15 protein-coding genes are annotated in these 16068 nt (G+C 59.4%); 5 read left to right on the top strand and 10 right to left on the bottom strand.

Annotated features, from left to right (window positions below):
* Positions 1-118: 118 nt before the first annotated feature.
* The 5 genes from ilvD to AC3WP4_RS26460 form a co-directional block, all read right to left on the bottom strand.
* A complete protein-coding gene (gene ilvD / locus AC3WP4_RS26480) occupies positions 119-1960 on the bottom strand; it encodes a dihydroxy-acid dehydratase (RefSeq protein ID WP_074871713.1) in 1842 nt (613 codons plus the stop codon).
* A gap of 258 nt (positions 1961-2218) precedes the next feature.
* Complete coding sequence (locus AC3WP4_RS26475) at positions 2219-3424, bottom strand: multidrug effflux MFS transporter (RefSeq protein WP_074871711.1); 1206 nt, start codon at positions 3422-3424, stop codon at positions 2219-2221.
* Positions 3417-4394: a diiron oxygenase gene (locus tag AC3WP4_RS26470; protein ID WP_074871709.1), complete on the bottom strand. Its 978-nt coding sequence runs from the start codon at positions 4392-4394 to the stop codon at positions 3417-3419. The genes AC3WP4_RS26475 and AC3WP4_RS26470 overlap by 8 nt, the downstream gene beginning before the upstream one ends.
* Positions 4391-5467, bottom strand: coding sequence for a SagB family peptide dehydrogenase (locus AC3WP4_RS26465; RefSeq protein ID WP_102616466.1), 1077 nt, complete (start codon positions 5465-5467; stop codon positions 4391-4393). Before AC3WP4_RS26465 ends, AC3WP4_RS26470 begins: the two co-directional genes overlap by 4 nt.
* Before the next feature lie 424 nt (positions 5468-5891).
* Positions 5892-7088: a class I SAM-dependent rRNA methyltransferase gene (locus AC3WP4_RS26460; RefSeq protein WP_033060516.1), complete on the bottom strand. Its 1197-nt coding sequence runs from the start codon at positions 7086-7088 to the stop codon at positions 5892-5894.
* 322 nt (positions 7089-7410) lie between these two features.
* Between AC3WP4_RS26460 and AC3WP4_RS26455 the strand changes: the two genes are divergently transcribed.
* Genes AC3WP4_RS26455 through AC3WP4_RS26445 form a run of 3 tightly spaced genes read left to right on the top strand, consistent with a single transcriptional unit; the run spans position 7411 to position 9444 of the window.
* A complete protein-coding gene (locus AC3WP4_RS26455; protein ID WP_162493967.1) occupies positions 7411-8226 on the top strand; it encodes an HDOD domain-containing protein in 816 nt (271 codons plus the stop codon).
* 28 nt (positions 8227-8254) lie between these two features.
* Positions 8255-9067 (top strand): bifunctional DNA-formamidopyrimidine glycosylase/DNA-(apurinic or apyrimidinic site) lyase, encoded by an 813-nt coding sequence (gene mutM, locus AC3WP4_RS26450; RefSeq protein ID WP_074871703.1) that lies wholly within the window; start codon positions 8255-8257, stop codon positions 9065-9067.
* Positions 9068-9120: 53 nt separating this feature from the next.
* Positions 9121-9444 (top strand): multidrug transporter, encoded by a 324-nt coding sequence (locus AC3WP4_RS26445; RefSeq protein WP_102616465.1) that lies wholly within the window; start codon positions 9121-9123, stop codon positions 9442-9444.
* Between the two features lie 161 nt (positions 9445-9605).
* On the opposite strand, the gene AC3WP4_RS26440 is transcribed toward AC3WP4_RS26445, so the two are convergent.
* From AC3WP4_RS26440 to AC3WP4_RS26420, 5 genes are all read right to left on the bottom strand, one after another.
* The gene (locus AC3WP4_RS26440; RefSeq protein ID WP_003195146.1) at positions 9606-9857 is read right to left on the bottom strand and encodes a YfhL family 4Fe-4S dicluster ferredoxin; all 252 of its coding nucleotides are present in this window, start codon (positions 9855-9857) and stop codon (positions 9606-9608) included.
* A 103-nt stretch (positions 9858-9960) separates the two neighbouring features.
* A complete protein-coding gene (gene coaD, locus AC3WP4_RS26435) occupies positions 9961-10440 on the bottom strand; it encodes a pantetheine-phosphate adenylyltransferase (RefSeq protein WP_074871700.1) in 480 nt (159 codons plus the stop codon).
* Positions 10441-10555: 115 nt separating this feature from the next.
* The gene (locus tag AC3WP4_RS26430; RefSeq protein ID WP_074871698.1) at positions 10556-12151 is read right to left on the bottom strand and encodes a GMC family oxidoreductase; all 1596 of its coding nucleotides are present in this window, start codon (positions 12149-12151) and stop codon (positions 10556-10558) included.
* 129 nt (positions 12152-12280) lie between these two features.
* A complete protein-coding gene (locus AC3WP4_RS26425) occupies positions 12281-12826 on the bottom strand; it encodes a twin-arginine translocation pathway signal protein (RefSeq protein WP_102616464.1) in 546 nt (181 codons plus the stop codon).
* Positions 12827-12854: 28 nt separating this feature from the next.
* Positions 12855-14285, bottom strand: coding sequence for a coniferyl aldehyde dehydrogenase (locus tag AC3WP4_RS26420; RefSeq protein WP_074871694.1), 1431 nt, complete (start codon positions 14283-14285; stop codon positions 12855-12857).
* Positions 14286-14431: 146 nt separating this feature from the next.
* On the opposite strand from AC3WP4_RS26420, the gene AC3WP4_RS26415 reads away from it, so the two are divergent.
* Together AC3WP4_RS26415 and AC3WP4_RS26410 are read left to right on the top strand one after the other, a co-directional pair.
* Positions 14432-15103, top strand: coding sequence for a TetR/AcrR family transcriptional regulator (locus AC3WP4_RS26415; protein ID WP_074871692.1), 672 nt, complete (start codon positions 14432-14434; stop codon positions 15101-15103).
* Positions 15104-15147: 44 nt separating this feature from the next.
* Positions 15148-16002 (top strand): sulfurtransferase, encoded by an 855-nt coding sequence (locus AC3WP4_RS26410; RefSeq protein WP_074871690.1) that lies wholly within the window; start codon positions 15148-15150, stop codon positions 16000-16002.
* The last annotated feature ends 66 nt before the right edge of the window (positions 16003-16068 follow it).

Below are 16068 nucleotides of genomic sequence, written 5' to 3'. Positions count from 1 at the left end.
CAGCCCGTGACGCTCCGCGTCACTGGACGCGGAGCGTCCCTTGAGGCATTCCCACGCGGGAGCGTGGGAACGATCAGCCCCGCACTTAACGGGGCATTTTTATTTCTGCGACTGACGCTTAGAGCCCGTCGAGCATCGCCTTGTTACGCACGGCACCCTTGTCGGCGCTGGTCGCCAACAGAGCGTAAGCCTTCAGTGCGGTGGTTACCTTGCGTGGACGTTTTTCCACTGGCTTCCAGCCTTTCTGATCCTGCTCGGCACGGCGACCGGCCATTTCTTCATCGCTGATCAACAGGTTGATCGAGCGGTTCGGAATGTCGATCAGCACTTTGTCGCCATCCTGCACCAGGCCAATCGCGCCGCCCGCCGCCGCTTCTGGCGAAGCGTGGCCGATGGACAGGCCCGAGGTGCCGCCGGAGAAACGGCCATCGGTGAGCAGGGCGCAAGCTTTGCCCAGGCCTTTGGATTTCAGGTACGACGTCGGGTACAGCATTTCCTGCATGCCCGGGCCGCCTTTCGGACCTTCGTAACGAATGATCACGATGTCGCCGGCCTTCACTTCGTCCGCGAGGATGCCGCGTACTGCGCTGTCCTGGCTTTCGAAGATCTTCGCGTTGCCTTCGAAGACATGAATCGACTCGTCGACGCCGGCGGTTTTCACCACGCAGCCGTCCAGCGCGATGTTGCCGTAGAGAACGGCCAGGCCGCCTTCTTTCGAGTAAGCGTGTTCGACACTGCGGATGCAGCCGTTTTCACGGTCATCGTCCAGGGTTTCCCAACGGGTCGATTGGCTGAACGCGGTTTGCGTCGGGATGCCCGCAGGGCCGGCCTTGAAGAAGTGATGCACCGCTTCGTCATCGGTCTGGGTGATGTCCCACTTGGCGATGCCTTCAGCCAGGGTCTTGCTGTGCACGGTCGGCAGGTCGGTGTGCAGCAGACCGCCACGGGCCAGCGAGCCGAGGATGCTGAAGATCCCGCCGGCGCGGTGCACGTCTTCCATGTGGTACTTCTGGATGTTCGGCGCGACTTTGCACAGTTGCGGCACGTGACGGGAGAGACGGTCGATGTCGCGCAGGTCGAAATCGATCTCGGCTTCCTGGGCCGCGGCCAGCAAGTGCAGGATGGTGTTGGTGGAGCCGCCCATGGCGATGTCCAGCGTCATGGCGTTTTCGAACGCCTTGAAGTTGGCGATGTTGCGCGGCAATACCGACTCATCGTTGTCGCCGTAGTAACGCTTGCACAGCTCGACGATGGTGCGGCCGGCCTGCAGGAACAGCTGCTCGCGGTCGCTGTGGGTGGCGAGGGTCGAACCGTTGCCCGGCAATGCCAGGCCCAGGGCTTCGACCAGGCAGTTCATCGAGTTGGCGGTGAACATGCCGGAGCACGAGCCGCAGGTCGGGCAGGCGCTGCGCTCGTACTCAGCGACTTTCTCGTCAGAAGCGCTGGAGTCGGCGGCGATCACCATGGCGTCGACGAGGTCGAGACCGTGGCTGGCCAGTTTGGTCTTGCCGGCTTCCATCGGGCCGCCGGAAACAAAGATCACCGGGATGTTCAGGCGCAGGGCGGCCATCAGCATGCCAGGGGTGATCTTGTCGCAGTTGGAGATGCAGACGATCGCGTCGGCGCAGTGGGCGTTGACCATGTACTCGACGGAGTCGGCGATGATCTCGCGGCTCGGCAGCGAATACAGCATGCCGTCGTGGCCCATGGCGATGCCGTCATCTACGGCGATGGTGTTGAATTCTTTGGCTACACCGCCGGCGCGTTCGATTTCGCGGGCGACCAGTTGGCCCAGGTCCTTGAGGTGGACATGGCCCGGTACAAACTGGGTGAAGGAGTTGGCAATGGCGATGATCGGCTTTTTGAAGTCGTCATCTTTCATCCCCGTTGCGCGCCACAGTGCGCGGGCGCCGGCCATGTTGCGGCCATGGGTGGATGTTTTCGAGCGGTAATCAGGCATGAAGCACTCCGGGCGGCTAATCAGGTATCAAAAGGGAAGTGAGCTTCTATTGACGTCTGGAACACTCAGAAATGGCCGTGTGTCCGGAAGTTGCCGATAACTTTGCGGGATCGCCGCGCGCTTCAGCTTGAGCTCATAAACCCGCCGGGGGATGACTGGCGATGAATGTCGCGATTCTACACGGCTGGCGTCAGGAGGGAATGCCGGAAAAGGGGGATCCCGCGCTGACGGGGCGTGTGGGATGACGACCGGCAGGAATCACCCGCTATTCAACGAGAGCTGCCGACGCGTGATCAGCGCATTGAAGGAAACGCCGACGGTGCTCAAGACGAGGAAACTCAACGCCAGAGTCGTTTGCAGATGGGCTCCACTGAGATTGATCAGGGCGCTGATCAGGCCACCGCAGATAAATACCAGCGTGTTTCCGGCCGACGCCGATGTGCCGGCATTGTCCGGGAACACTTCCATGGCTTTGGAGGTGGCGACAGGGCGGACGATGGTCGTGCCGGCGGTGCAGATGATCATCGGAATCAGCACGGTCAGGGCTGAAAGCCCCAGCCGGTTTGAGAGCAAGAGCATCACCAGCCCCGAAAAGAAGATCAGGCCCAGGCCGACGACGATCTGTGTATGGGCCGCGATCCGCCCGGCGAGGGTTCGAGCGACAATGCCGCCGAAGATGTAGGCCACGCCATACAGCAGCAGTGTCAGGGAAAACTCGTAGGCTGAAAGCTGTAACTGCTCCATGAAGATCAGGGGTGAGATGACAATGAAGGAAAAGTGGCAGGTGAAGGCGATTGCGGCGATCAGCCAATAGCCGAGGAACCCTGCATCGCTACAGACACGCCGGTAGGACTGAAGAATGCTTCGGCGCGGGGTGGTGGCGGTGTGCCGGTTTTCAAGAAAGAAGCAGGCCTTGAGGAACACGGCGGCGGCGAGGGCAATAAAGACAATGAAGCTTGCGGGCCAGTCCAGTGCCTGTTGCAACAGGGTGCCAGCCAGTGGCGAGACGGAAATGAAGATGCCGCTGGCGGTAACCATCAGAATCCGCAGTTGGTCCCGCTCCTTGCCGTCGAACAGGTCCTGGATCAGCGCCTGCGAGAGTACGAAGCAACCACAGCCGATGGCCTGCACCACCCGGAACACCAGGAACCAGGCGTAGTCGGTGGACAGCACGCAACCTGTCGCACCGACAATCGAGACCGCCATCCCACCCAGCAGCAGACTTTTACGCCCGATGACATCCGAGAGCGGCCCGACCAGCAGTTGGGACAGTGCGATCCCGATGGCAAACAGACTGATGGAAAACGCGATGTCGCCTGGGGTGGTCCGGAAGTGTTCGGCCAGCGCCGGGAACGATGGCAGCAGGACATCCAGAGGGAAGACCCCGAGCAATACCATGGTCATTAACAGGGTGATGGCAGAGCGGCGGTGTTTGACACTGACCGCGGATTTTCCTTCATCCATCGACAAGCCCTGCCTGTGCGAAGAGCTGCTGGTTAAACGGCAGGTCGAAAAAACCTGCCTTCTCCATTGCCTGGAGCGTCGCGCCAGCACCTGATCGGGCGCGCTGCAGGCAGGCTTGCGGGCCGGTCAAGGTACTGAGGATTTCTGCGACACAATTTTCCCCGAGGTCCACGCTGTTCAGGCTTCCCTTCAGCCATCGCTCATCGACCTCAAAGAACATCAGGATGATGTCCACCAGCAGTTTCGCGGCGAACGTGCGTTGGCTGCTGTTCAGGGTCAGCCACAGATAATGGAACACTTGGCAAAAATAACGACTGTGCCGGGCCTCGTCGGTGAGGTGGTCCCTGAGCATTTCCTGGACGCTCGACACTAGCTCGTTGCGGCAAACCTCGAGCAGTTCCCGGGCGATGATGGTCTCGGACACGAAACCGACGAGAAACCAGGCCAGCGCCTTATGCCTGTCAGGTGCCTGGTCAAGCAGGGCGTTCAGTCGGGTAATGCGACGTGGCATCACCGGGCGCTGGTTCATGCCGTAGAGGTCGGCGATCTGCTCGGCGAGACTGTTGGAGAACAGCGCGTGATAACCCTCATCGGTATACAGCTGGAGGGCGGCGGTTTTCATTCGGCGGGGGATGGACACCCCGAGCTCATCGTGGACGATGGTTTCCACGGAGCGGTTGACGATCCGATGTTCGAGCCGGGTGGTGTAGTCGAGGAAATACACCAGATGGTTGGCCGACAATCGATGGATGATCGCGCTGCCGGCGGCTTCGATCACCGGGTGATTCAGGTAGGACAGGAAGGCGGGCGGGAACCAGTGTCGTGTTTCCAGTTGCCGTTCCAGATCGGATGGCAATTGATAGGTATGTTCGCTGGTGCGTACCGAGGCTCGGCTGTTCCAGTCACCGAGGGTGTAGCGCTGTGCCCAGGCGTCGGGCAGTGACAGGTCGTCTGTGCGAGGCTCGGTCATTGTTGTGGCCCCCGGCTGCTTAGCAGTGCTTTCAATTCCTTGCACATCACTTGCCCGTCACTCTGGCCGCAGCCGACAAAAAACAACGGTTGTTCGGCGCTGTCCTCGATCCCCAGCAACGTTTCGACCTGGTCGTCGGCCAGTGCACCCGTCAGCCAGGTGCTTAACCCAAGTGCGGTGGCCACCAGTTGAAAGGTCTGGGAGATATGACCAGCCTCGACATAAGCCATTCGGTAGGCCCGTGAGTGTTCATATTTCCACCACAGTTTGTCGAAGCGAGCGGTGATGAACAGGCCGACTGGCAGGTTGTTGATGAAGTGCTGCCCACACAACAACTGGCCCAAGGGCAAATCAGGCGTTGGATTGACGAAGCTCAGAGCATGTTCGTCGGGGTGGTAGGCGTAGAGCCCAGGATCCAGGCCACTGACGTTCTGAACATGAAGAAAACCGTCGCAGGCATTCAACCCTCCGCCGGAGGGGCTGCTGCGCCGGGCGCCGAGACCTTCAGCGATGGTTTCGTCGATGTCGTTGTCGCGCTCACGCAGATAGCCAAGGGACAAATACAAAAGCGTGCCCACAGCGTCGAGAGAAACTCTTTCACCCGTGAAGGAGCGACAGGTTTTTCGCTCGATCAAGGTCGCTACAAGCGCTTTTGCCGGGAAGCAGGAAGGTTGAGGCAGGGCAATTCGTTCGGTTGTCGGCTCTGTGCGTCGGGTCTCCGGGGCGGGAGTGGCCAGTACTTCGGCGCAATGCTCCAGGTAGTGTCTCGACCATTCATTAATATCCTGGGGGATATATTCACAAGGGATGTTCTTGGTGCCGATATGAAATATCTTCGACAGTTCATCCCAACCCCATTCAAGTGGAGTCTGGATGGAAGATGTGAGTATTCCCGCATTCAGGAGTTGCGTGTCGATTATGTTGTTGTCATCAAACTTTTCAGGATTGTCGATAAGCTGTGCGAGACGGGCTGAATATTCAAGATTCAATTCGAATTGTTTGTGGTTCTTGTAATCCCAGACTATTTGGTCGGGCGTGCGAGGAAGTATGAATATATAAGGGTTTATCTGCATGATTGACGACTCACTCTGGTTTTTGCCATAGAAAACGCTGGGTAGCCGGCACTCCCCAGTGTTTTATTTACTTAGCGGGCTTTTGGTGCGACCAGAAAAGCCAGGTTGGCGAGTTTGTTGGTTTCCAGAGTAATTGCTTTCATGTTTTAAACTCCTTGTAGTTGATAGTGAGTGTCACTCCGTTGTGACGACTTAATCATAGTTTGTAATGAATTCTTATCAAGGGGAGATTGGGTAGGAATGTTCCAGTAATTTTGTCGGATTCATCTGACGGGTGAATGAATCTTGTAAGTTCTATCTGAAAATATATAAGGCAAAGCGAAGCATCCTACAAGTCATTAAGATCGCTGGAGTAGGAAGTTGGAGAATTCAATAACAGATAACAGAACAGGGAGCCGACTGGCTCCCTGTCATACCGGCGAAATCAGCTGTTTGGCAGCAGACGGCAGGTGATGCTCTTGATGTAGCGGGTTTCGGCGATGGCCGGGTGAACCGGGTGATCCGGGCCCTGACCGCCACGCTCCAGCATCTGGATATTGCGGTCCAGGTGACGGGCGCTGGTCAGCAGGATGTTCTGCAGATCGTCCTCGGGCAGGTGCATCGAGCACGAAGCGCTGACCAGGATGCCGTCCTTGCTGAGCAGGCGCATGGCTTGCTCGTTCAGGCGACGGTAGGCACCTTCACCGTTCTTCATGTCTTTTTTGCGTTTGATGAACGCCGGAGGATCGGCAACGATCACGTCGAAACGCTCTTCGCTGGCTTTCAGCTCTTTCAGGGCTTCGAACACGTCACCTTCAATGCAGGTCATCTTGTCGGCGAAACCGTTCAGCGCGGCGTTGCGCTCGACGCCGTCGAGGGCGAAAGCCGATGCATCGACGCAGAACACTTCACTGGCGCCGAACGCGGCCGCTTGCACGCCCCAGCCGCCGATGTAGCTGTACAGGTCCAGTACGCGTTTGCCTTTGGCGTAAGGTGCCAGGCGTGCGCGGTTCATGCGGTGGTCGTAGAACCAGCCGGTTTTCTGTCCCTGGATGACGGGCGCTTCGAATTTCACGCCGTTTTCTTCCAGCGCAACCCACTCCGGCACCAGGCCGAACACGGTTTCGACGTAGCGGTTGAGGCCTTCGGCATCACGGGCAGCGGAGTCGTTCTTGAACAGAATGCCGCTAGGCTTGATCACTTGGGTCAGCGCTGCGATCACGTCTTCTTTATGGGCTTCCATGGTCGCCGAAGCGATCTGTACCACCAGGATGTCGCCGAAACGATCGACCACCAGGCCTGGCAACAGGTCGGAATCGCCGTAGACCAGGCGATAGAACGGCTTGTCGAACAGGCGATCGCGCAGGGACAGCGCGACGTTCAGGCGATGCACCAGCAGCGACTTGTCCAGCGGCAACTTGATGTCGCGCGACAAGAGGCGGGCGCAGATCAGGTTGTTCGGGCTCATGGCAACGATGCCCAGCGGCTTGCCGCTGGCGGCTTCGAGGATCGCCTGGTCGCCGGCCTTGAAACCGTGCAAAGGCGTAGCGGCTACATCGATTTCGTTGCTGTAGACCCACAAGTGGCCGTTTCGCAGGCGACGGTCGGCGTTGGCTTTGAGGCGCAGGCTAGGCAGGGACATGACGTCGCTCCGGAAAAAAGAGCGGGAGTATAGCGTGTTGAGGGAGTGGCGGGTTTGGTGGTCGATGAAACGCGGATGAGGGCCGTCAGTAAGGTGCTGATCCTGTGGGAGCGGGCTTGCTCGCGAAGGCGGGGTGCCAGGCAGCATTAATGTCGACTGACACGCCGCCTTCGCGAGCAAGCCCGCTCCCACATGGATTGCGCCTGATTGACTGTCGGATCCAACTTTATAAGGGTTAGAATCGCCGCCTGTCCCAGAGTGTGTACTTATGTCCCCAGAGCTGACCACCGAACAGATTCAACAGTCCCTGCAAGGCATCAGCGTGCCGGCCCAGCCGCAAATCATGGTGGATTTGCAGATGGAACAGTACATGCCAGATCCGGATCTGGAGGTGATCGCGAAGCTGATCTCCCAGGACCCGGGCCTCTCTGGCGCCTTGTTGAAAATCGTCAATTCGCCGTATTACGGCTTGAGCAACAAGATTGCCTCGATTCAGCGTGCGGTGAACCTGCTGGGCAGCCGCTCGGTCATCAACCTGATCAACGCGCAGTCGATCAAGGGCGAGATGAACGACGACACCATCGTCACCTTGAACCGTTTCTGGGATACCGCCCAGGACGTGGCGATGACCTGCCTGACCCTGGCCAAGCGCATCGGCACCCAGGCTGGCGATGAAGCGTACGCCCTGGGTCTGTTCCATGACTGCGGTGTGCCGCTGATGCTCCAGCGCTTCCCCAACTACATGACCGTTCTGGAAGAGGCTTACGCCAGCGCCAGCGCTGAATGCCGGGTGGTGGATACCGAGAATCGGGTGTTCAATACCAACCATGCGGTGGTGGGTTATTACACCGCCAAATCCTGGCGCCTGCCGGAGCATGTGACCGCCGCCATCGCCAATCACCACAATGCGTTGGCGATCTTCAGCGATGAGTCGTCGCGCAACAGTCAGCTGAAAAACCTGCTGGCGATCCTGAAAATGGCCGAGCACATTTGTGCGTCCTTCCGGGTGCTGGGCAACCAGCGTGATGACCACGAGTGGGACAGCATCGCACCGCTGGTTCTCGATTATGTCGGTCTCTCGGACTACGACTTCGAGTCCCTCAAACAAACGATTCGTGACCTTGGCGCTCACCGCTGAGCGTTGCACAGCCTGATTCGAGAGCGCCATGCCGGAACTGCCTGAAGTCGAAACCACCCGCCGCGGAATTGCGCCACACCTGGAAGGCCAGCGCGTCAGCCGGGTGATCGTGCGTGAGCGGCGCTTGCGCTGGCCGATTCCCGAAGACCTGGATGTGCGGCTGTCTGGCCAGCGCATCGTGCTGGTGGAGCGACGCGCGAAGTACCTGCTGATCAATGCCGAAGTCGGCACGCTGATCAGCCATTTGGGGATGTCGGGTAATTTGCGTCTGGTGGAAGTCGGCATGCCGGCGGCCAAGCATGAACATGTGGACATCGAGCTGGAATCCGGCCTGGCCCTGCGTTACACCGACCCGCGTCGGTTTGGCGCGATGCTCTGGAGTCTCGATCCGCTCAACCATGAGTTGTTGATTCGCCTGGGACCGGAGCCATTGACCGACCTGTTCGACGGCGAGCGCTTGTTTCAGCAGTCCCGCGGGCGTTCCATGGCGGTCAAACCGTTCATCATGGACAACGCGGTGGTGGTCGGCGTGGGCAATATCTACGCAACCGAAGCGTTGTTCGCTGCCGGTATCGACCCGCGTCGTGAGGCCAAGAGCATCTCTCGGGCGCGTTATCTGAAACTGGCGATCGAGATCAAACGCATCCTGGCGGCCGCTATCGAGCGCGGCGGCACCACACTGCGCGACTTTATCGGCGGCGACGGTCAGCCGGGTTATTTCCAGCAGGAACTGTTCGTGTACGGCCGTGGCGGTGCGCCCTGCAAGGTCTGTGGCACGGAACTTCGGGAAGTGAAGCTCGGGCAGCGCGCCAGCGTGTTTTGCCCACGTTGTCAGAGCTGAAACGCTTAGGGTCTATAGTCAGTGTTCTGATTGCCTAGCCCAAGGACCGTGCCATGACCCTGTTTCGAACCCTTGTCGTCGTTTTGCTGCTGAGCGTCGGTGCGCCAGCGCTGGCAGCAAACACCGGCAGTGGCGACCCGCGCTACACCATCCAGAATCCCCCGGCGTACGCCATGCTCGGCGATTTGCTGATTGCCCGACCTTTGCTGGTGGTGGCGACGGTGATTGGTGCCGGAGCGTTTGTGCTGTCGTTGCCGTTTACCGCGCTGGGCGGCGGCATCGGCGATGCGGGACAGGCGTTGGTGGTCGACCCGGCGAAAGCGGCGTTCGTGCGGTGTCTGGGGTGTGTCGGGGAAGGGTTTGAGCAGACGGAGTGAAGTCAGTTACATCTTCGGTGTGGCTGATGGCCCTTTCGCGAGCAGGCTCGCTCCCACAGTGGAATTCCTTTGCCCACAACATTTGGTTAACAACACATCTCCACTGTAGGAGCGAGCCTGCTCGCGATAGGGCCGGCACAGCCGCTACAAAATTATCTGATTCAAGCCTTGCCAGTAATCTTCCGGTACTTCTCCATCAACTGTTCTTCAGTCTCCGGATGCGCCTCGTCCAGCGGAATGCAATCCACCGGGCACACTTGCTGGCACTGCGGTTCGTCGTAGTGGCCGACGCACTGGGTGCACAGGTTCGGGTCGATCACGTAGATTTCTTCGCCCTGGGAGATGGCGGCGTTCGGACACTCGGGTTCGCAGACGTCGCAGTTGATGCAATCGTCGGTGATGATCAGGGACATGCTAACTCCAGCCAGGGACGGAAGGCCCGGGCGCAATAAACCAATGCGCGCAATTGTGCCGCATTGGCGCCCGCAGTGCACGCGGGCGCCGCTTGAGCGGTTGTTACTTCTTGAAGCGTTCGGTCAAGGCGTCCGCCACCGCAGGGTGGACGAACTTGGTGATATCGCCGCCCAGGGCTGCAATTTCACGGACCAGCGTCGAGGAAATGTACGAATAACGCTCGGACGGAGTAAGAAACAGGCTTTCCACATCCGGTGCCAGCTGACGGTTCATGTTGGCCAGCTGGAATTCGTATTCGAAGTCCGATACCGCACGCAAACCCCGCAGGAACACATTGGCGTTCTTCTCTTTGGCGAAATGCGCCAGCAACGTCGAGAAGCCGACGACTTCAACGTTGGGCAGATGTTTAGTGACCTCGCGGGCCAGCGCCACACGCTGTTCCAGGGGAAACAACGGGTTTTTCTTGGGGCTGGCGGCGACGGCGATGATCACGTGATCGAACAGGCGCGCGGCGCGTTCGACCAGATCGCCATGGCCCTTGGTAATAGGGTCGAAGGTACCTGGGTACAACACTCGGTTCATCGCGTCGTCCTGGCGGGAGTCCGTTGGGGAGTCGGATGGTATCGCAGCCTTCCCGGTCGGCCAAGTCGCCTTTTGAGTAAGAAAGCACTATAGACGATGGGAATATTTTCCATTTTCATGGGTTTTTCAAACGTTCGGCCAAAGAAGTTGCCAGCTGCGCCGTCAGCCCGTAGACCGACAATTGCGGGTTTGCGCCAATGCTGGTGGGGAACAGCGAGCCGTCATGAATCGACAGATTGCCTAGTTGATGATGCCGGCCGAGGCTGTCGGCCACGGCGTTTTTCGGGTCTTCACCCATGGCGCAACCGCCCATCACATGGGCACTGCCCAGGCGTGTGCGATACAGCTCAAGGCTCAGGCCGTCGATCAGCGTGCGCGCTTCGGCCAGGGTTTTCACGTAGCGAGCGTCGGCGTGCATGGGCATTACCGCCTTGGCACCGCCCGCGAACTGGATCTCGGCCATGCTGTGGAACGAGCGACGCAATCCGTCCCAGGTATAAGGTGAAACCTGATAGTCGAGCACCGGCGTGCCGTCACCGCGCAACTCGACGCTGCCGCCGGGGCTGTCCGGATGAAAGCCGTCCCGCAGCAATGCCAGCATGGCGTGGGTGTGGGGCAGGTTTTCCATGTGCTGGGCGTTTTCCTTGCCAAAACCGCCGAGCAGGGTCGTCGCCAGTGCCGGGTGCAGCGGCGGCACTTCGAGTTTGTAAGACATTTTGCCGGTGGTGCCGTCCTGCCATTGGAAATGGTCGGAATAGATTGATTGTGGGGCGCCAAAAAACGGGTTGATCACCTCATCGAACAGCCCGGCCGACATGTTCACCAGGTGTAGAAACGTCCGTTTGCCCAACCGTTTGTGCGGATCGGGCGCCTCGGAGCGCATGAGCAGCGCCGGGCTGTTGATCCCGCCGCCGGCCAGCACGTAGTGCCGCGCCTTGACCGTGATCGTGTGTCCGGTAGGTGCGACGCAGCGGTCGTCCATCGCTACGCAGTGCAAGCCTGTGACCTTGTCGCCGCTGATCAAGAGCTTTTCGGCGCGAGCCAGATAGAGCAACTCGCCGCCTTTTTCCAGCGCCGCCGGGATGGTCGTGACCAGCATCGATTGCTTGGCGTTGGTCGGGCAACCCATGCCGCAGTAGCCAAGGTTCCAGCAGCCACGCACGTTGCGCGGGATCACATGCCAGGCATAGCCGAGTTTTTCGCAGCCTTTGCGGATCACGTCGTTGTTGGCGTTGGGCGGGATCATCCAGGGCGCGACGCCCAGGCGTTGTTCCATTTTCTCGAACCACGGCGCCATCTCGGCCGGCGTGTGGCCTTTGACCTCGTGTTCCTTGGCCCAGTGGTCGAGGGTCGGGTCCGGCGTACGAAAGCTTGAAGTCCAGTTGATCAGCGTGGTGCCGCCCACTGCGCGGCCCTGAAGGATGGTGATCGCGCCGTCCTTGCTCATGCGGCCAATGCCTTCCTGATAGAGGCTGGTGTAGGCCTGGTCTTCGAGCATCTTGAAGTCGCTGCTGGTCTTGAGCGGGCCTTCCTCGATCAGCAAGACCTTGTAGCCCGCAGCGCTGAGGATTTCGGCGGTGGTGCCGCCGCCCGCGCCGCTGCCGATAATCGCCACGTCCGCTTCGAGGGCCAGGTCCTGGGTCAGTTGTGAACCGTTGTAGGTTTTCCAGCCACGGGCCAGGCCTTCGCGGAACGGATCGGGTACGGGCATCTTCAGGTTCTCTTTTTATTTTGGATTCTATGGTGAAGCGGCTGATGTCATCGCGAGCAGGCTCGCTCCCATATTGGATCGCGTGCCCACTGTGGGAGTGAGCCTGCTCGCGATTGGGTCGACTCGGTCTTAAACGGTGGGCGGCCCGGGATACCCGCAATGTGCCCATGACTCCGGCCGGCTGTACCACGCCATCATCACCAGTTGCATCAAGGAGCTATGGCCCATGCGCAGCAAACTCAGCGAGCTGTTTTCCCAGCGATCGAGAAAGTGCCGGATATCGTCGGCACTGGCGTTATCCCAACTGCCCCAGATCCCGGTCAGTGGTCCGCGGGTGATGCTCATTCCCAGCACATCGAATAGCTGCCGGGTCAGCTTGAGCATTTCCGGCGACAGGTGATTCAGACCGTTATCCAGGCAGTGCAGGGTTTCAGCGACGGCCGCCGGCATTTTTTCAACGGCCACGGCGCCGTCGAGCATCACCGGAAGCAGTGCCCGCAGAAACAGCAAGTCCCCGCTGCGCAGAATCGCAAAACCGCTGGCTGGCGCGCTCGATGAGCAACCGCTGAGGCTCGCGCCCAAACCGGCAGTGGCGAGAAAAGCGCTGGCACCCAGGCTGTATTTAAGCAAGCCGCGCCGTGACAGCGCGGGTGTGTCGGACAGACTTGGGCTCATTATTGTTATTACCCGATGGGAATGATCGTTAGCGGATAAACAGCTTCTGGATCAGCTTCTGAATGGATTTTCCGTACGGCGGGTAGATCAATTTAGCCGCATTGAACCGCTGTTTGATCAGCACGCTTTTGGCTTTGCTGAAGGTCAGGAAACCTTCATGACCGTGGTAATGGCCCATGCCCGAAGCGCCGATACCGCCGAATGGCATGTCGTCCTGAGCGACGTGCAGCAGGGTGTCGTTCAGGCACACGCCGCCGGAATGGGTTTCGTGAAGTACGCGGTGTTGCTCACGCTTGTCGTAGCCGAAGTAATACAGGGCCAGCGGACGAGGTCGTTCATTGATGTAGGCAAAGGCCTGATCCAGATCCTTGTAGGGAACGATCGGCAACAGCGGACCAAAGATTTCATCCTGCATCACCATCATGTCGTTACTGACATTGAGCAGCAGGCTATGGCTCATGCGGCGCCCCTGGCCCTTGTCGAACAACGGAATCAGCAGCGCGCCCTTGCTGGTGGCGTCGCTGATGTAGCCGTTGAGGCGCGCCAATTGTCGGTCATTGATGATCGCGGTGTAGTCCGGGTTGTCGGCCAAGGTCGGATAAAAACCGCGAACTGCTTGCCGATAGGCTTCGACGAAAGCGCCGACACGATCTTCCGGCACCAGCACATAGTCCGGGGCCACGCAGGTCTGTCCGGCGTTGAGCGTCTTGCCGAAGGCGATGCGTTCGGCAGCGTCCTTGAGCGGCACGTCGCGCGAGACGATGGCCGGGGATTTGCCGCCGAGTTCGAGGGTCACCGGGGTCAGGTTTTCGGCCGCTGCACGCATCACGTGTTTGCCGATGCTGGTGGCGCCGGTGAACAGCAAGTGATCGAAGCGCAATCTGGAGAACGCGACACCGATGTCGGCTTCACCCAGCACCACGCAAACCAGGTCCTGAGGGAAGATTCGGCCCAGCAGTTCCTTGAGCAACAGACCGGTGGCAGGGGTCGATTCGCTGAGCTTGAGCATCACCCGATTGCCTGCCGACAACGCGCCGACCAATGGGCCGATGGCCAGATACAGCGGGTAGTTCCAAGGCACGATCACCCCGACCACACCCAATGGTTGATAAATGACTTTGGCCGCCGCGGGTTGAAAGGCAATCCCGACCTTGCGCTTCGACGCCTTCATCCAGCCTTTGAGGTGCCGACTGGCGTAGTGAATGCCGTGCAGGCTGGGCATCAGTTCGGCGAGCAGGGTTTCATCGGCGCTGCGATGACTGAAATCCTGGCTGATGGCATCGATCAATGCCTGACGCTCATTGCTCAACAGGTCGCGCAGGGCTTTCAGCCATTGCTGGCGCTGGGCGGCGGGCGGCATCGGGTTGGCGGCGTACGCCGCGCGTTGATCGTCGAACAGGGTCTGGAGTTCTTCCAGAGGCTGCTGCAGGTTTTGCAGATAGGCGATGTCAGCAGTCACGGTCGACTCCGGATTTATTGGAATAAAGGCCTTTTTAGAGTCTATGCTCTATAAAGTCAAATGACATCCTGGCGCAGCTTTGTTTTATCCATCCGCGGATAGGTCGTAAGATGCCCGTCAACGCACTTTGAATTAAAGCCCAAGCCATGGCCCCTCGGATCAAAACCAGCGAGCGCATCGTGCAGAACAGCCTGGAGCTGTTCAATCAGCAGGGTGAGCGCAGCATCAGCACCAACCACATTGCTGCCCACATGGAAATTTCCCCGGGCAACCTGTACTACCACTTCCCCAACAAGCAGGCGATTATCGCGGTGCTGTTCAGTGAGTACGAAAGCCTGGTGGACAGCTTCCTGCGCCCGCCCCAGGGGCGTGCCGCCACGGTCGATGACAAGCGCTTCTACCTTAAGGAACTGCTGGCCGCCATGTGGCGCTACCGGTTTTTGCACCGTGATCTGGAGCACCTGCTCGACAGTGATCCGGACCTGGCCGCCCGTTATCGACGCTTTTCCCAGCGCTGTCTGATCCATGGCACGCACATCTACGCGGGCTTCGTCGAGGCTGGCATCCTGCAAATGGACAAGGTTCAGATCGAATCCCTGACGCTCAATGCCTGGATCATCCTGACGTCCTGGGTGCGTTTTCTGTGCACCACCCGTGAAAACTCCAATCACCTGAGCGAGCAGGCCATAAAACGTGGCGTGTATCAGGTGCTGGTGCTGGAGGCCGGTTTTGTCACGGATCAGTCTCGCGCCGCGGTGACCGCGCTGTTCGAGGAGTTTTACGTGCCACTGGCCCAGGCGTTGGAAGAAGCGGGCTAGAAAGTGCAGTTGCATCAAATATCGTCTAATCACAGGAGCCCGTTATGCCCATAGCGCAACTGATCAGCCCGCAAGCGTTGGACCTGAAAAAGGAGCAGCCGGGGCTGGTGATTCTGGATTGTCGTTTTGCCCTCGAAGACCCGGATTACGGGCAGCGCAGCTATGCCGAAGGGCATATTGCCGAGTCGAGCTTTGCCGATCTTGAGCGTGATTTGAGCGGGACAGTGGTCAAGGGTGTGACCGGGCGCCACCCGTTGCCTGAACCTGAAGACTTGATCGAACGTCTACAAGCCTGGGGCGTCAACGCCGACAGCGATGTGGTTTTGTACGACGACGGCCCGGGTGCCTACGCGGCGCGGGCCTGGTGGTTGCTGGCCTGGCTGGGTAAACGTGACGGCGTGTTCATCCTCGATGGCGGGCTCAAGGCCTGGCACGCGGCCGGTTTGCCCCTGAGTCTTGATGCGCCGCAGATTCAACGTGGCACCTTCACGGGGACACCGGACAAGTCGCTGGTCTTGAGTGCCGAACAGCTCCAGCAACGTCTCGGCCAGCCCGCGCTGACCCTGCTTGATGCTCGCGGCTTGCCGCGTTTCAAAGGCGAAGTAGAGCCGATCGACCCGATTGCCGGGCACATTCCCGGCGCGCAATGTGCGGCGTTCACCGACAACCTGGGCAGCGACGGGCGTTTTCTGCCGGCCGATCAGCTCAAGCAGCGTTTTGCCGAGAAGCTCGGTAATCGTTCGCCGGCTGATCTGGTGTCGTACTGCGGTTCTGGCGTGACGGCCTGTCACAACTTGTTTGCGCTGTGTCTGGCGGGTTATCCGTTAGGCTCGTTGTATGCCGGTTCATGGAGCGAGTGGATCAACGATCCTGCGCACGCCATCGCCATCGGCGAGTAATCCCGATCGAATGTGGGAGTGAGCCTGTCTCGCGATTAGGGGATACCAGTCAGCATCAATGTTGAC

The sequence above is a fragment of the Pseudomonas sp. FW305-20 genome, assembly GCF_058788075.1.
The sequence above is the reverse complement of the archived record's forward strand: the minus strand, read 5'-3'. Positions and strand labels throughout refer to the sequence as shown.

Bases quoted from the DNA above. Each gene is read 5' to 3' on its own strand.
- AC3WP4_RS26475 (WP_074871711.1), bottom strand. From the start codon at position 3,424: ATGGATGAAGGAAAATCCGCGGTCAGTGTCAAACACCGCCGCTCTGCC.
- AC3WP4_RS26470 (WP_074871709.1), bottom strand. From the start codon at position 4,394: ATGACCGAGCCTCGCACAGACGACCTGTCACTGCCCGACGCCTGGGCA.
- AC3WP4_RS26465 (WP_102616466.1), bottom strand. From the start codon at position 5,467: ATGCAGATAAACCCTTATATATTCATACTTCCTCGCACGCCCGACCAA.
- AC3WP4_RS26440 (WP_003195146.1), bottom strand. From the start codon at position 9,857: ATGTCCCTGATCATCACCGACGATTGCATCAACTGCGACGTCTGCGAA.
- mutM (WP_074871703.1), top strand. From the start codon at position 8,255: ATGCCGGAACTGCCTGAAGTCGAAACCACCCGCCGCGGAATTGCGCCA.
- ilvD (WP_074871713.1), bottom strand. From the start codon at position 1,960: ATGCCTGATTACCGCTCGAAAACATCCACCCATGGCCGCAACATGGCC.
- AC3WP4_RS26410 (WP_074871690.1), top strand. From the start codon at position 15,148: ATGCCCATAGCGCAACTGATCAGCCCGCAAGCGTTGGACCTGAAAAAG.
- AC3WP4_RS26445 (WP_102616465.1), top strand. From the start codon at position 9,121: ATGACCCTGTTTCGAACCCTTGTCGTCGTTTTGCTGCTGAGCGTCGGT.
- AC3WP4_RS26425 (WP_102616464.1), bottom strand. From the start codon at position 12,826: ATGAGCCCAAGTCTGTCCGACACACCCGCGCTGTCACGGCGCGGCTTG.
- AC3WP4_RS26415 (WP_074871692.1), top strand. From the start codon at position 14,432: ATGGCCCCTCGGATCAAAACCAGCGAGCGCATCGTGCAGAACAGCCTG.
- AC3WP4_RS26460 (WP_033060516.1), bottom strand. From the start codon at position 7,088: ATGTCCCTGCCTAGCCTGCGCCTCAAAGCCAACGCCGACCGTCGCCTG.
- AC3WP4_RS26430 (WP_074871698.1), bottom strand. From the start codon at position 12,151: ATGCCCGTACCCGATCCGTTCCGCGAAGGCCTGGCCCGTGGCTGGAAA.
- coaD (WP_074871700.1), bottom strand. From the start codon at position 10,440: ATGAACCGAGTGTTGTACCCAGGTACCTTCGACCCTATTACCAAGGGC.